The organism is Micromonospora sp. NPDC047644 (assembly GCF_040704315.1).
Taxonomy (GTDB): Bacteria; Actinomycetota; Actinomycetes; order Mycobacteriales; family Micromonosporaceae; genus Micromonospora.
In genome coordinates, this window is record NZ_JBEYSY010000021.1 from 15,379 (window position 1) to 29,224 (window position 13,846).

15 protein-coding genes are annotated in these 13,846 nt (G+C 68.6%); 8 read left to right on the forward strand and 7 right to left on the reverse strand.

The features are described from left to right. Positions 1 to 59 precede the first annotated feature (59 nt). Positions 60 to 707 carry a DUF4245 domain-containing protein gene (locus AB0877_RS28395; protein ID WP_366612633.1) on the reverse strand — a complete coding sequence of 216 codons (648 nt, stop codon included), beginning with the start codon at positions 705 to 707 and terminating at the stop codon, positions 60 to 62. Between the two features lie 159 nt (positions 708 to 866). Here AB0877_RS28395 and glpX point away from each other — a divergent pair, with 159 nt between their 5' ends. The 7 genes from glpX (at position 867) to AB0877_RS28430 (ending at position 7,738) form a co-directional block, all read left to right on the forward strand. Continuing rightward, positions 867 to 1,898: a class II fructose-bisphosphatase gene (gene glpX / locus AB0877_RS28400; protein ID WP_366612634.1), complete on the forward strand. Its 1,032-nt coding sequence runs from the start codon at positions 867 to 869 to the stop codon at positions 1,896 to 1,898. Further along, the gene (locus tag AB0877_RS28405; protein ID WP_366612635.1) at positions 1,895 to 2,881 is read left to right on the forward strand and encodes a DMT family transporter; all 987 of its coding nucleotides are present in this window, start codon (positions 1,895 to 1,897) and stop codon (positions 2,879 to 2,881) included. The genes glpX and AB0877_RS28405 overlap by 4 nt, the downstream gene beginning before the upstream one ends. Positions 2,882 to 3,077: 196 nt before the next feature. Then, positions 3,078 to 3,374 carry a DUF4190 domain-containing protein gene (locus tag AB0877_RS28410; protein ID WP_366612636.1) on the forward strand — a complete coding sequence of 99 codons (297 nt, stop codon included), beginning with the start codon at positions 3,078 to 3,080 and terminating at the stop codon, positions 3,372 to 3,374. Between the two features lie 368 nt (positions 3,375 to 3,742). Then, on the forward strand, positions 3,743 to 4,132 hold the full coding sequence (locus AB0877_RS28415) for a hypothetical protein (protein WP_366612637.1): 390 nt from the start codon (positions 3,743 to 3,745) through the stop codon (positions 4,130 to 4,132). A 167-nt stretch (positions 4,133 to 4,299) separates the two neighbouring features. Further along, entirely contained in the window at positions 4,300 to 5,793 is a 1,494-nt protein-coding gene (locus tag AB0877_RS28420) for a hypothetical protein (RefSeq protein WP_366612638.1), read from the forward strand. A 20-nt stretch (positions 5,794 to 5,813) separates the two neighbouring features. After that, entirely contained in the window at positions 5,814 to 6,509 is a 696-nt protein-coding gene (locus tag AB0877_RS28425; RefSeq protein ID WP_366612639.1) for an ABC transporter ATP-binding protein, read from the forward strand. After that, a complete protein-coding gene (locus tag AB0877_RS28430) occupies positions 6,506 to 7,738 on the forward strand; it encodes an ABC transporter permease (RefSeq protein ID WP_366612640.1) in 1,233 nt (410 codons plus the stop codon). The genes AB0877_RS28425 and AB0877_RS28430 overlap by 4 nt, the downstream gene beginning before the upstream one ends. A gap of 34 nt (positions 7,739 to 7,772) precedes the next feature. Here the strand turns inward: AB0877_RS28430 and AB0877_RS28435 are convergent, their stop codons facing one another. From AB0877_RS28435 to AB0877_RS28460, 6 genes are all read right to left on the reverse strand, one after another. Further along, positions 7,773 to 8,741, reverse strand: a complete 969-nt coding sequence (locus AB0877_RS28435; protein ID WP_366612700.1) for an NAD(P)/FAD-dependent oxidoreductase — start codon at positions 8,739 to 8,741, stop codon at positions 7,773 to 7,775. A 106-nt stretch (positions 8,742 to 8,847) separates the two neighbouring features. After that, positions 8,848 to 9,501 carry a rhomboid family intramembrane serine protease gene (locus AB0877_RS28440; RefSeq protein WP_366612641.1) on the reverse strand — a complete coding sequence of 218 codons (654 nt, stop codon included), beginning with the start codon at positions 9,499 to 9,501 and terminating at the stop codon, positions 8,848 to 8,850. 106 nt (positions 9,502 to 9,607) lie between these two features. Continuing rightward, positions 9,608 to 10,285, reverse strand: coding sequence for a lytic transglycosylase domain-containing protein (locus tag AB0877_RS28445; protein ID WP_366612642.1), 678 nt, complete (start codon positions 10,283 to 10,285; stop codon positions 9,608 to 9,610). 277 nt (positions 10,286 to 10,562) lie between these two features. Beyond that, positions 10,563 to 11,978: a PhoH family protein gene (locus AB0877_RS28450; RefSeq protein WP_357202766.1), complete on the reverse strand. Its 1,416-nt coding sequence runs from the start codon at positions 11,976 to 11,978 to the stop codon at positions 10,563 to 10,565. A 413-nt stretch (positions 11,979 to 12,391) separates the two neighbouring features. Beyond that, positions 12,392 to 12,727 carry a hypothetical protein gene (locus tag AB0877_RS28455; protein ID WP_357198029.1) on the reverse strand — a complete coding sequence of 112 codons (336 nt, stop codon included), beginning with the start codon at positions 12,725 to 12,727 and terminating at the stop codon, positions 12,392 to 12,394. A 31-nt stretch (positions 12,728 to 12,758) separates the two neighbouring features. Next, the gene (locus tag AB0877_RS28460) at positions 12,759 to 13,103 is read right to left on the reverse strand and encodes a hypothetical protein (protein WP_110562608.1); all 345 of its coding nucleotides are present in this window, start codon (positions 13,101 to 13,103) and stop codon (positions 12,759 to 12,761) included. A 264-nt stretch (positions 13,104 to 13,367) separates the two neighbouring features. Between AB0877_RS28460 and AB0877_RS28465 the strand changes: the two genes are divergently transcribed. Then, positions 13,368 to 13,811 carry an XRE family transcriptional regulator gene (locus AB0877_RS28465; RefSeq protein ID WP_366612643.1) on the forward strand — a complete coding sequence of 148 codons (444 nt, stop codon included), beginning with the start codon at positions 13,368 to 13,370 and terminating at the stop codon, positions 13,809 to 13,811. The last annotated feature ends 35 nt before the right edge of the window (positions 13,812 to 13,846 follow it).

Here is a 13,846-nt window from a genome sequence, read left to right on the forward strand (position 1 = left end):
TCACCCTTCGGGCCGGTTGCCCAGATTCAGCCCCGGTGGGGCCGCCCCACCGGGTCCGGTCAGCGCAGTGAGCCGGCCAGTTCGCGGAGTTCGTTGTCCCGGGCATCGCCGACGACGATCACCGTGCGGGTCGGCTCCAGCAGGACCAGCGCCTGCTGGTTCCCCCGGGCCGTGTAGAGCTGCCACGCGCGCCCGGCCAGCTCGGTGGGGCCCTGCGGCTGGCCCTGACTGGTCAGCTCGGCGGGGAGCAGACGGTCCGCCGGGACGCTGCTCTGCAGCAGTTGGACGCCCCGCCCCTCCGGCGTGAGGTAGCCGAGTCGCAGGTTCGCACCGCCCTCGACCGTCTGGTAGCGGGCGCTGACCGTCTTCCAGTCGGCGCCGAGACCCTGTGGCTGGCTCACCGGGAAGACGTTCGCCGAACGTGCCTGCTCGATGGCGGGCGCAGGATCGACGGTGGTGGCCTGGTCGCCGCCGAGGAATCCTCGGTAGAACGCCAGAAGCAGCGCGATCGGGACGAGCAGCACCAGCAGCGAGATCGCCATGTCCTTCGGCGACCGCTCGGACTTGCCGGACACCGCCGTCGGCGGTGGGGTCGGGTCGGTCGCGGCGGGCTCACCACCGCGACCGGCGGGGACGTCGGCCGGCGGCTGGCCGTCGGGCGGCGTGCTGTCGGCGGGTACGCGGTCGGCAGGCTGTGCGGGTTCCACCCCGTTATCTTCGCAGCCGCCCGACCGGCGGTATCCAGGCCATCACCGCCCCGCGCCGACGCCCGGTCGGCCATCGTGTGAGGATCAGCGACAAAGCCGGCAGTGGGGGCCTCCCCGTCGCCGGTCGTCCCCGCACCGTCGCGAGGAGGAGTAGCCGTCATGACGAACACCAGGACGCGGATCCCGCAGGATCTCGACCGAAACCTTGCCCTCGACCTGGTCCGGGTCACCGAGGCCGCGGCGATGGCCGCCGGCCGGTGGGTCGGTCGGGGCGACAAGGAGGGCGGCGACGGGGCCGCTGTCGACGCGATGCGCAAGCTGATCAACTCGATCCAGATGCGCGGTGTGGTGGTGATCGGCGAGGGCGAGAAGGACAACGCCCCGATGCTCTTCAACGGTGAACACGTCGGCGACGGCACAGGCCCGGAGGTGGACGTCGCCGTCGACCCGGTGGACGGCACCACCCTGATGAGCAAGGGGATGCCGAACGCGGTGGCGGTGCTCGCCGTCTCCGAGCGCGGTGCGATGTTCGACCCCAGCGCGGTGTTCTACATGGAGAAGCTCGCGGTCGGGCCGGCGTACGCCGACGTGATCGACATCAACGCCGGCGTCGCGGAGAACCTGCGCCGGATCGCCAAGGTCAAGGGCACCGACGTCTCCGAGGTGACCGTCTGCGTGCTGGACCGCAGCCGCCACGACGATCTGGTGACGCAGATCCGCCGGACCGGGGCGGGGATCCGGTTCATCTCCGACGGCGACATCGCGGGCACCATCGCGGCGGCCCGGGGCGAGTCGGACGTCGACGTGCTGATGGGCATCGGCGGCACCCCGGAGGGCATCATCTCCGCGTGCGCGCTGAAATGCATGGGCGGTGCCATGCAGGCCAAGCTCTGGCCGCGCGACGAGCCGGAACGGGAGAAGGCGATCGCCGCCGGGCACGACCTGGACCGGGTGCTGGGCACCGATGATCTGGTCACCGGCGACAACTGCTTCTTCGTGGCGACCGGGGTCACCTCGGGCGACCTGCTGCGCGGGGTGCGGTACCGGGCGGGCGGCGCGTACACCCAGTCGATCGTGATGCGCTCGAAGAGCGGCACCATCCGGGTGATCGACTCGTACCACCGGTTGGAGAAGTTGGCGCTCTACTCCGCCGTCGACTTCGACGGTCGTCCGCTGGCCGAGCAGGAGTGACGTCCACCGACACGGCGACCCCGCAGACCCTGTCGGCCGCCCGCCGGATCACCGGCGTCGCGCTGGCGTCGGCCTCCGGGGTCGCCGTGGCGGTGCAGTCGCGCATCAACGGCGAGCTGGGGGTACGCCTCGACGACGGTTTCGCCGCCGCAGTCGTGTCGTTCGGCGTCGGTCTGCTGGTGTTGCTGGTGCTGGTGCCCGCGACCCCCGGTGGTCGGCGAGGTCTGGTCGCGACGCGTCGGGCCCTGCGGACTGGCACGCTGCGGCCCTGGCAGTGCCTCGGCGGGATGTGCGGGGCGTTCCTGGTGGCCACCCAGGGCCTGACCATCGGCACGTTGGGCGTGGCGGTGTTCACCGTGGCGGTGGTCGCCGGCCAGACCGGCAGCAGCCTCGCCGTGGACCGGGCCGGGATCGGGCCGACCGGCCGGCAGCCGGTCACCCGGCAGCGGCTGGCCGGGGCGGTGCTCACCGTGCTGGCGGTCGGCCTGGCGGTCGGCGACCGTCTTGGCGACCTTGGCGCGCTGGCGCTGGCCCTGCTGCCACTGCTGGCCGGGGTGGGTATCGCCTGGCAGCAGGCCGTCAACGGTCGGGTCCGAGCGGCGGCCGACAGTGCGCTGACCGCCACGCTCGTGAACTTCGCCGTCGGCACCGCCACCCTGCTCGTCGCGTTCGCGATCGACATCGCCGTACGCGGCCTGCCCGGCGGTCAGTTTCCGTCCGAGCCGTGGCTCTACCTGGGCGGCCCGATCGGCATCGTGTTCATCGCGATCGCCGCCGCGATCGTGCGCTTCACGGGTGTGCTGCTGCTCGGCCTGGCCACCATCGCCGGTCAGATCGTGGGCGCGGTCCTACTGGACCTGATCCTCCCCACGGCGGCCTCGCACCCGGGTGTGAACACCCTGCTCGGGGCCGCGCTGACAATGGTGGCGGTGCTGATCGCCGCGCTGGCGCCGCCCGCCCGTCGACGTGATGCCCGGGTATGACGACCAAGAGCCGGCTCGGTCGGTGACCAACTCCGGCAGGAGCTGACCATTTGAGTGGACTTAGTACGGTCGATCTGAACTGCAGCCAGACGGTGCTCAACTCGAGACGGGCGGCCACCTCCAGCCCAGAGGTCCGCCCACCTGTCGGCGTCGAGCACCAAGCAACCTGGAAGTCGGCTATCCGAAGGAGTTACCTGTGGCTCAGCAACCGCATCCGCCTACCCCCGGCGCCCCAGTCCTCAGCACCCAAGGGCGGATCAACCCGAGCGCGCTGTCGGCGGCCGTCTTCGCCGCCCTATCCGTCGTGTTCCTACCGCTGGCCTGGGTACTCGGCGCGGCGGCCGTCCTGACCGCTCGGCGAGCGCGCACCGAGATCACGCGAACTGGGGATCGTGGCGAAGCCCTTGCCTCAATTGCGCTGGCCACCGGCTGGGCAACCATCGTCATAGTTACGGTCATCTACGCAGGCGTTTTGCTGTCAGCAGCCTTCTAGAAGCCCCCGTCGCCCCCCAGAAGCACCTTATGGCACCGACATCCAGCACAAGCGCCACTGACGGCTGGAGACATCGAAGCGCACGGGATTCAGGCGGCGGTCATCGCCTGACGCAATAGACCGTAGTCATCGTTAAGTCAACATCATGTTGCGGTTGAGTTACTCCTTGTCGCATGACAAGCTTATCTCTCACACGGGGGTGTGGTTACGGCGCGGGAACGCCGTAACCACGTGTCCCCCACACCACACCTTGGGAGGAACATGTGAGGGACAGAGGGATTGTATCGAGGCTGTCTAGGTATGGCGTAGCGGCCTCCGCTGTTGCGCTCGCCGTCGCGGGTGGTGCGGCACCAGCTCAAGCTGCCGACATGACGCCCATGGCCAGCGGCAGCGCCTCAACGACGTTCGCCAATGGCGCCAAGCTGACCGGCAACGTCTGGATCGCCACCTGGGCAAGCGGTGGCTGCGCCGACTGGACCAGCTCGGCCGTCATCTCCGGCGGCTCGAACCCGGTTTCGGGAAATGACTGGGTAAAGAACACCACCAAGTTCGACCCGTGGGGTGTTTCCCCGTCGGTCACCGCGTTCGGAAAGAGCGGTGACCCGATCTCCGCCAGCTGGACGAACAACAACGGGTCCCGCGGTTCGTACCAGTCGGGCAACCTGTGCACCAACTGGCGGACCATCGGCGTCGAAGGGTCGGAGACCGCGCAGGCCTTCTACTACGGCCAGACCAAGACGGTCACCGCGGTCACCTGATTGTGAGCAACACAATCGCTAGTCGACGGAGCCGCAGCCGCTGGCTGCGGCTCCGTTCGCGAAAGTCATTGACCTGGTTCACCGTAGCGGCAATTATCGCCGGTGGAGTCGGCTTCTTCGTCATAAGACGCGATGAGGGGCCCGTGCGGTCACGCGAGCAACGCGCGTTGATCGACACCCTGCGCACGTTGGTGGCTGAGAACGGGCTGATCATGCGGCCCGGCCTGTCCTCGGACGGCCCTTCGTCGTGGCCGGCCAGCGGGTACGGCTTGGCGGCCATAGCAGCGATCGAGGCAGCAGGCCCTCATGCAACCGTTGTCGGCTCGGGTGAAGTGCAGCGGTCCCTCAAGGAACAGATCGATGAGGAGCCGATCTGGGGACGCTGGTACGCCGCTCTGGTCGAGAAGAGCACGGGGCAGGCCATCCCTGGGGACTGGGCCACCGGCATCCTGAACGACCCGGCACTCCCCGAGGACGGAACAGCACAGATCGCCGCCATCGCTGCCATCACTGATGTCGTCGCGGTGAAGTCGCTACCCCTGCCACCAGCGACGGCCGCCGACTTGGTCGCGCGACTGAAGGCCGCGGCAGCAGCCACGGACGTGGCGTACGCCAAGTGCCGGGCACTGGAGAGCGCCGCGGTGCTCGGGGACCAGACGATCGCCACGACCATCCGCCCCGTCGCCGGGCCCGACCTCGGGCAACCGATGTCCACCAAGTCGATTGTCGACCTGCACGGAGTGCTGTGCGCCCAGAGCCAGCTCGGGCAGAAGTCGGATGCCAGTCAATTGGCACGGATCCGCAGTTGGCTTGAACCACATCTGCAGATGACAGTGGCGGGTGCAGAATTCGAGGCGTACTACCTCTCGCAGAGTTGGCTGCTCGCCGGCGGTGAGCCGGCGCGGCTCCAGCCCTTAGCAGCGAGCCTCCGGGCCAGGATCGACCCCGCGACCGGGCTGCTGCGAGGCCACGCCGTACGACTGGGGACCTTGGAGAACACTTACTTCGCCGCAGTCCTCGCCGAGAGCGTCGACGCGGCAGACGAACTGTTCAGCCAGGACACGATCCGTGCGGTAAAGGAGCAGATTCCCGAATTCCGGAGCCGCGGAAACGGCCTTGACCTGCTGATGTGCGCAGTAATCCTGCGATACTCGGGCCAGGCGGATCGAGCGCTGGAGGATGAGGCCGCTTCCCTTGCCGTCCAGAAGCTCGGCGGCAAAGTAGATCGAAGCAGCGTCGTCGTCGCCGCCCGCGTAATGACTCTGCTCCAGCAGATCGGCCGGCAGGCGCCCCGGGTCACCGCCAGCCTGTTTCCGGTCAAGGACGCGGAAGATCGCTACCTGTCGTGGACCATGCTTTCCCTCGCGCCTCACCTGAACAACCCTGAAGCTGTCCGCGAACACTTCAAGGCGCAGATGACCGAGGCCGGCCAGGCGCTGGCCAGCCCGGATCAACTGATGGCCAAAGAAGTCATCGCCGCCCTCGTCGTCTCCGGGACGTCGGTCAACCGCGACGCGCTGCCGCCGCCTCTTGAGCAATGGGCAAGAGGCGTGCGCGGCTGCGATGGGTTCCCCCTGCTCTATCGACCACTGCTATCCGAATCGAGATGCACTCTCGAAGCCACGGTTCAATTGCTGGACGCAGGCCTCAGCAGGCCTTGACGATCGCGAGACGAGGGAAATTGGTTTACGCCCTGGAGTTGACGGATATTGCGAAAGGCTATGCTCGCGGCGATAAACTGGTGCGGGTTCTGACGGATGTGCACCTCTCGGTCACACCCGGAGAGATCGTCTGGCTGCAAGGGCCGTCCGGAGCAGGCAAGAGCACTCTGCTCAACATTGCTGGACTGCTTGCCGTTCCGGACGCCGGCCGTGTACGAATAGCTGGTCAGGACGCCTCAAGAATCAGCAGCCGACAAGCCGCCGTGCTACGAGCGACGAAGCTCGGCTTCGTCTTTCAGGAGCACAATCTGTTCGGGCATCTCACCTCCATCGACAACATCATGCTTCCCTCCCTCGACTCGGCACGTGTCGCCCGGTCCAAAGCTATCAGCATGGTGGCGCAGCTGGGGCTAGCGGACAGAGCACAGTTCACGGCTAATCGCCTGTCCGGCGGGGAACAAAAGCGCATAGCCGTCGCGAGGGCGCTTATCAACAAGCCTGCGATAGTGCTCGCAGACGAACCAACCGCAGGCTTGGATTCCGAAGCGATCCACGAGGTGTTGGCGCAGTTTACCAGCGCCGCGAACGACGGCCTGGCGGTGGTAATCGCCTCTCATGACAACGTCGTGTCCGACATCAGCCAACGTACCGTCGCGCTGAGCGACGGCGCGTTGTCGGAAATTCGCCCTGCACATCTGGACGGCATCGAATCATGAAAATCATCCCGGACTGGCGACTGGCACGCGAGAACACTCGCCTGACCGTGCGCCGGAGCAAGTCTTTCGGCCTACTGGTGGCTGCCGGAGTTGCTTTCGCGCTACTTTGCGATGCTCTGGTGGGGCAGGCCGGTGCGGCAGTGGAGCATCAGGTCCGCGAAAGCTCGATCATGCGCACGATCGAGGTGAGCAATTTCGGTGTCAGTAAACCTCTACCGCTGACCGCCAACCGAATAGCGGACATGTCCCAGATGCCCGGTGTGACGTCGGTTCGGCCGTGGATTCAGGCGGGCTGCCTCGTCACCAGTGCCGATCTTGACGTTCCCGGCGCGCTCTGGGCCACTCCGCGGATGCCCGCCGGTCAGCCTCCAATCGTCGCGTCGTCTCGGCCCGACCTGATGACACTGACGGGAGACGAAGCCGTGCTGCCCGCTCATCTTGCCGGAGCGGACCTCGAAGGCCTCATTGGTAAACGCGTCACGGTGGAGTACACCCGCCGTGTAGCGGCTGAGGCAGGTGAAGCGGCCTACCTCGACCTCCAGATCGTCGGCGTGTACAACGAAGCGATCGGCGGCCGCGACGGCCCCACGGCGATCTACCTGAGTCAGGAGACCGTCCTGGCGATGGCAGCGGCGCGTGAGGGTGTGACGCCGGAGTCGTTCGGCCGCAACCTCGGGTATCCGAAGGTGATCGTGGAGGTCAGCGACTCCGAGATGGTCCCGGACACCCAGCAGAAGCTCAGCGATCAGGGCTACAACGCGTCGAGCATCCAATCGCAGCTTGACGCCCTACCCCCAGCGATGAACTTCCTCCGAATACTGGGGCAGTTGATCACCGGCGCACTGCTGCTGATGTGCCTGCTGGCCGGCCTTTCCATCGGTGCTGGCCTCGTGCGCGCACGACTGCGGCAGATTGGGCTCCTCAAGGCGCTGGGCTTCAGCGACATGCGGGTAGCTCGCCTCTTCGCCATGGAGCTCGCCGCATTCGGCGTCCTGGCCACCAGTATCGGACTTCTCGTCGGTGGTATCGGGTTCCTGGTTGTGCAGTACCGACTCGCTGGAGAGACCTTCCTCGACGTCCCGATGGCGGAGACGATGGCGTTTCCCGCCAGCACACGAGTCGCGGCCCTCCTCTTGGCCCCCGCAATCGCCATGCTAGCCGGAGCGGTGTATCCCCTCTGGCGCGCAGCCAGAGTCCCCCCGGATCTTGCCCTACGGGACCCAGCCTGACCGGCCTGGGGATCGCCGGCAGCGTCGGCGGATGTCACCCGGCGTCGGAGGAGTGCCCGGGGAAGAGGTGTGCGCTCGGGTCGATGGCCACTGCCGCGTTGTTGACGGCCGTCGCCGCCTCACCGAAGCCGGTGGCGATCAGCCGGACCTTGCCCGGATATTCGGTGATGTCGCCCGCCGCGAAGACCCGGGGCAGGTTGGTGGCCATCGCGCTGTCGACCAGGATGTGCCGGCGGTCCAGCCGGAGCCCCCACTCGGCGAGCGGGCCCAGGTCGGCGGTGAAGCCGAGGGCGGCCACCACGACGTCCACCGGCAGCGTCTCGGTCGCGCCGCCGCGCACCGTCACCTCGGCGCCGGTCACCTCGCCGTCCCCGAGCAGCCTGGTGACCTCGGCGTTGACCACCACCCGTACCGGCAGGGAGAGCACCCTGGCGACGGTCGAGGCGTGGGCCCGGAACTTCTCCCGGCGGTGCACCAGGGTCACCGACCGGGCCAACGGTTGCAGGGCCAGCGCCCAGTCGAACGCGGAGTCGCCGCCACCGACGATCAGCACGTCCCGATCGGTCAGCTCGGTCGGCTCGGTCACGAAGTAGAGGATCCCCGAGCCGGGGGCGCCGTCGGCGCACGGCAACGGCCGGGGGCTGAAGCTGCCGAGCCCCCCGGTGACCACGACCGCGCCGCAGGCGAGCTGCTCGCCACCGGCCAGCCCGAGCACCGGTCGACCGTCGGCGTACGCGAGCTTCTCCGCCCGGGTGCCGAGCAGGTACTGCGGGCCGAACGGTGCCGCCTGGGCCACCAGGTTGGCCACCAGGTCGCGACCCTTGACGGCGGGGAAGCCGGCGACGTCGAGGATCAGCTTCTCCGGGTACATGGCGGTGACCTGGCCGCCCGGCTCGGGCAACGCGTCGATCACCGCCACCGACAGCCCCCGGAACCCGGCGTAGTACGCGGCGAAGAGGCCGGCCGGACCGGCCCCGATCACGGCGATATCGACCTCGCGCATGGCGTACCGTCGCTTTCCGCTCACGGATCAACGCTTGCTGATCTCGACCGTAAGCGGGCGGCGACGGTCGGGCAAGCACGTCCCAGAGGCGCGCCGGAGAATCGCCTCAGGGCAGGCTGAGCGGGGAGCCCGAGTAGTCCGGGCCGTCCAGTGCGGGTCGCCGTCGACGGAACAGGATCGCCGCCACCACCCCGCCGAGCAGGCCGAACAGGTGCCCCTGCCAGGAGATCCGCTCGTCGGTGGGGAGGATGCCGACCAGCTGCCAGCCGTAGAGCAGACCGACCAGGAGGAAAACCGCGAAGTTCCACCAGCTGCGCTCGACGATGCCTCGGGTGAGCAGGATGCCCAGGTAACCGAAGATGACTCCGCTGGCGCCGACCACCACCGAGTTGGGCGAGCCGGTGAACCACACACCGAGGCCGCTGACCAGGATGATGACCAGCGTCGACCAGAGGAACCGGCGGGCGCCGGCGGCGAGGACGAAGGTGCCCAGCAGGATCAGCGGGATGCTGTTGCTGTAGAGGTGGTCGAAGCCGTGGTGCAGGAACGGTGAGAAGAAGACCCCGTCCAGACCGTCGATGCGCTGCGGAATGATGCCGGCGGTGGCGTCCAGGCCGAACGCGAGCCCCTGGTCGACGGCCTCGATGAGGAAGAGGAACGGGACCACCGCGCACATGGCGACGAACGCCCGGCCGAGCGAGGCGTAGAACGCCTCGGTGCCGAACCGGAACGGGTCGCCGCTTGGCGGGTGCAGGCTCACCTGACAACTGCTATCAGCAAAAGCGGCCGACCGCCACTCACGTTCCGTCCGAGTACGCGCGAAGGCGGGGCGGGTGGAGAGCCACCCGCCCCGCCTTCGAGAGCCGTCAGTAGTGGTTGTTGTTCTGGAAGTAGGTCCAGGCGCCGCAGGGCGTCTTGTACCTGCCCTTGATGTAGCCCAGCCCCCAGATGATCTGCGTGGCCGGGTTGGTGCGCCAGTCGGACGCGACCGAGCCCATCTTGCTGCCCGGCAGGGACTGCGGGATGCCGTACGCGCCGGACGAGGAGTTGTTGGCCTTGTGGTTCCAGCCGCTCTCCTTGGTCCAGAGCTTCTCCAGGCAGGGGAACTCCGCGATGCCGAAGCCCTTGTCGATCATCAGGGCACAGCCGATCTTGCGGTTGCCGCTGTATTCCGCGCAGGAGGCCGGGATGGGCCCGTCGTACGGCTTGGCGGGAGCGTTCGCCGCCTCGCGCTCGCGCTTACGGGACGCCGCGGCGGCCTCGGCCTTGCGGGCCCGCTCGGCGGCTTCCTTGGCGGCCTGCTTCGCCCGCAGCTTGGCCTGGTACTCGGCGGCCCGCTGCTTGGAGAGCTGCACCTGGTGGGCGGCCTGCCGCTCGCGCTGGTACGCGAGGTCGGCCCGGTCGACCTCGAGACTGACCTGCTCGGTCAGACCCTGTTGCTGGGTTTCCCGGTCTTCGCCCAGGTAGAAGCCACCGGCAACGCCCACGGAGAGCAGCGCGACAGCAGCCGTACGGGCGCCCAACCGGCTCCACAGCCGACTCACGAAGTGGTCCCTTCGTCGGGAGCAAGGACGCGGCGCGGCGCAGACCACAGGTGGACCGTCAGCCGTGCCACGAGCGCCCCGACCGGTTGCCGGTCGCGCCGACGCACCGACCTTCGCCGATGTCGTCCGCCTCGCGGCGTTCGATCAGCAACGATTCCGGTGGTGCGTGGACGCTCGTGGGACACGATTGCGCACAGTGAGGCGGATGGGAAACCAACCAGACTGTTTGTGATCTGCGCCACACCGAAAATGCGGACATAAGCCCGCAAAATACCCGTCAGATCGGGATGTCCTCCAGAAGGTCCGTGACCATCGCGGCGATCGGAGATCGCTCCGAACGGCTGAGGGTGACGTGCGCGAAGAGCGGATGACCCTTGAGCGCTTCGATGACAGCCGTCACCCCGTCGTGCCGGCCGACCCGCAGATTGTCCCGCTGGGCCACGTCGTGGGTGAGCACCACCCGGGAGCCCTGCCCGATCCGGGAGAGCACCGTCAGCAGCACCCCGCGCTCCAGCGACTGGGCCTCGTCCACGATGACGTAGGCGTCGTGCAGGCTGCGCCCGCGGATGTGGGTCAGCGGCAGCACCTCCAGGATGCCCCGGGAGGTGACCTCCTCCAGCACGTTCTCGTGCACCACCGCGCCGAGCGTGTCGAAGACCGCCTGGGCCCACGGCGACATCTTCTCCGACTCCGAGCCCGGCAGGTAGCCCAACTCCTGGCCACCCACGGCGTAGAGCGGGCGGAACACGATCACCTTCTTGTGCCGGCGGCGCTCCATCACCGCCTCCAGCCCGGCGCAGAGCGCCAGCGCCGACTTGCCGGTGCCGGCCCGGCCACCCAGTGAGACGATCCCGATCGACTCGTCCAACAGCAGGTCGAGGGCGACCCGTTGCTCGGCCGAGCGGCCGTGCAGCCCGAACGCCTCCCGGTCGCCCCGAACCAGTCGCACCGACTTGTCCGGCAGCACCCGACCGAGCGCGGAACCGCGCCCCGAGTGCAGCACCAGACCGGTGTGGCAGGGCAGCCCGGCCGCCTCGTCGAGGTCGAGCGTCTCGCCGGCGTACAACTGGCCGATCTGCTCCTCGCTCAACTCCATCTCCGACATGCCGGTCCAGGTCGGGTCGCTGGCCTGGCCATGGCGGTACTCGTCGGCGCGCAGTCCGACCGAGGCCGCCTTGACCCGCAACGGCATGTCCTTGCTGACCAGGGTCACCTCCCGCCCTTCGGCGGCGAGGTTGAGCGCGACGGAGAGAATCCGGGCGTCATTGCTCTCGTTGCGGAAACCGGGCGGCAGAACACCGTCGTCGGTGTGGTTGAGCTCCACCCGCAGGGTGCCGCCGACGTCGTTGGCGGGCACCGGGCGGTCGAGCCGGCCGTGCCGAACCCGCAGGTCGTCGAGCATCCGCAGCGACTGTCGGGCGAACCAGCCCAGCTCCGGATGGTGCCGCTTTCCCTCCAACTCGGTGATCACCACCAGAGGCAGCACCACTTCATGCTCCGCGAACCGGTGGAACGCCGCCGGATCGGAGAGCAGCACCGACGTGTCCAGGACAAAGGCCTGGCCCGCTGGTCGTGGCTCCTTGGGGTCGGCCGGCGCGGCGGCCGCCGAACGGCGGCTCCTGGTGGCTCGGCGGGGCGTGGCAGTCGCGGCCGGGGTCTGGTCGGCACCGGCGATGGTACGGCGAGTCGTCACAGGCCTGCTCCGACGGATGGGCACCCGCCACCCGTGTTCCGCCTCCTCCGGTGCCCGGGGACACGGGGTCGGATGCGGAACCCCATGCGCGAGGTCGCAGATCCGGGCGGACCGGCTGGCTCGGGAGAACCCCGTGCCATGCCTAGACGCTAGCCCCGCCGGACCTTCCCGGCTAGGGGCCGAACGTGGATCTCCCGAGACACGCTCGTGAACAGCGCTCCGTCGACGCCCGCACCAGCCGAAAGGCACTGTCGCGCACGCGGCGGACCCGGCCGGGATGCATGCCCCCTGCGCGCATCCCGGCCGGTGGGGCCACCGTCACCGGTCTGACGTGGCCCCGACGGTGCGTGTCCGCCGCGGACGACGCACCGCGCTCGTGGCGCCGGTCGGCGGGGCAGGCCCGCCGACCGACCTCAACCGGTACGTCGGACGAGCGTGCCGGTCGGGTGCCGCCCGGTGATCGGGGCGGCCGGCGCGCTGAACGACGAGCCGGTGTACGTGGTGCCGGGGCGTTCGACAGCACCGGCGGTGCGGACCACGCCCGCGGGCGAGACCGACAGGGCCGAGGCGATCGCCGCCTGGGCGTCCCGACGACGCCGGTTCCAGGCGCCCCGGTCCCCGTCGAAGTAGCCCTGCCGGTAACCGAAGCGGTAGCCGATGCGGTAGCTGAGCTGCCCGTGCAGCCGACCGGCCGCGTAACTGGTGGCACCGAGCACCAGGACGAGGAACACCGCGAGAAACGGGCTCATCGGGCAGCTCCGGCCCAGCCGGGACGCCAGGTCATCGCTCCTCCGGCTCGATGGTGGTGGGGTCGGCGACGAGCAGCCGGTCCAGGTCGTCGGTGCTGACCTCCTCGACCAGCTCGACGCTGATCCGGCAGCCGTCCAGCACGACTTCGGCCATTGAGGACCGGCGGATCTCACCGCCGGCGTCGTAGACCCGGACGCTGAGCTCCGGGCAGCCGAGATGGGTACGCCAGGCGTTCCACTCGGCACGGTCACCGACGCTCAGCGACAGGTAGCGGCAGCCTCGGGCCAGATAGAGGCGCCAGGGGGCGGTCAGCCCTGCGGCGACCCCCTCGGCGATCAGCCCGAAGGCCTGGGCGCGGGTGGCGAGCTCGGTCACCACGACCCCCTGGCACCGGGGGCGTGACGCATGCGAGCACCAATCGTCTCATGCACGTGACACACCGTAGATTGTCCCATGGGCGTGACAGTATCAGCTTTTCGTCCGCTTACGTTTGCCACTACGTTCATCTATTCTGCCCGCGTGACACCCCTCAACAGTGGCACTGACTCGTTTACCGGAAATCCGAAGCATCCGTCACGTCCGCGTGACAGTGGCGAGCCGGGGCGCGCACCCGCAGTCGGCTGGCCGTACCGTCACGGAGTGACCGAGACGGCCAATGCGCGGAAGATCGCCTTCGCCACCTTCGTCAGGCGGGCCCTGGACGAAGCACGGGCGACCCGAGCCTGGAGCGGCACCGAGGTGTCCCGGCGCACCGGCGTCTCCCGGCAGACCATCAACCGTTGGGTCCGCGGCGACTGGGCCAGCGACCCGGAAGCCGAACGGGTGGTCGCCTTCTGCGAGGGCCTGGGGTTGAACCCGGCCGCGGCCTTCGCCGCACTCGGCTGGGACCGCGCCACGGCCGGCCCCCGCACCGGCCAGGCCGCCCCTCCGATGGACCCCGACGTGGAGGCGTTGCTGCGCCGTCTGGTCGATCCGCAGGTGTCGGACGCGGAGAAGTTCCACATCCGGGAAACCATCAGATACCTCGCATACCGCCCAACGTTGCCGGTCGATGTCCGAAAAAGGGGCAATCAGGCAGGCTAGTTCCTCAGATAGCGAAAGAACGCCTGGTCGGGTTC

Excerpts from the sequence above, each read along its gene's own strand:
- glpX (WP_366612634.1), top strand. The coding sequence starts at position 867 with ATGACGAACACCAGGACGCGGATCCCGCAGGATCTCGACCGAAACCTT.
- AB0877_RS28415 (WP_366612637.1), top strand. The coding sequence starts at position 3,743 with ATGACGCCCATGGCCAGCGGCAGCGCCTCAACGACGTTCGCCAATGGC.
- AB0877_RS28430 (WP_366612640.1), top strand. The coding sequence starts at position 6,506 with ATGAAAATCATCCCGGACTGGCGACTGGCACGCGAGAACACTCGCCTG.
- AB0877_RS28435 (WP_366612700.1), bottom strand. The coding sequence starts at position 8,741 with ATGCGCGAGGTCGATATCGCCGTGATCGGGGCCGGTCCGGCCGGCCTC.
- AB0877_RS28455 (WP_357198029.1), bottom strand. The coding sequence starts at position 12,727 with ATGAGCCCGTTTCTCGCGGTGTTCCTCGTCCTGGTGCTCGGTGCCACC.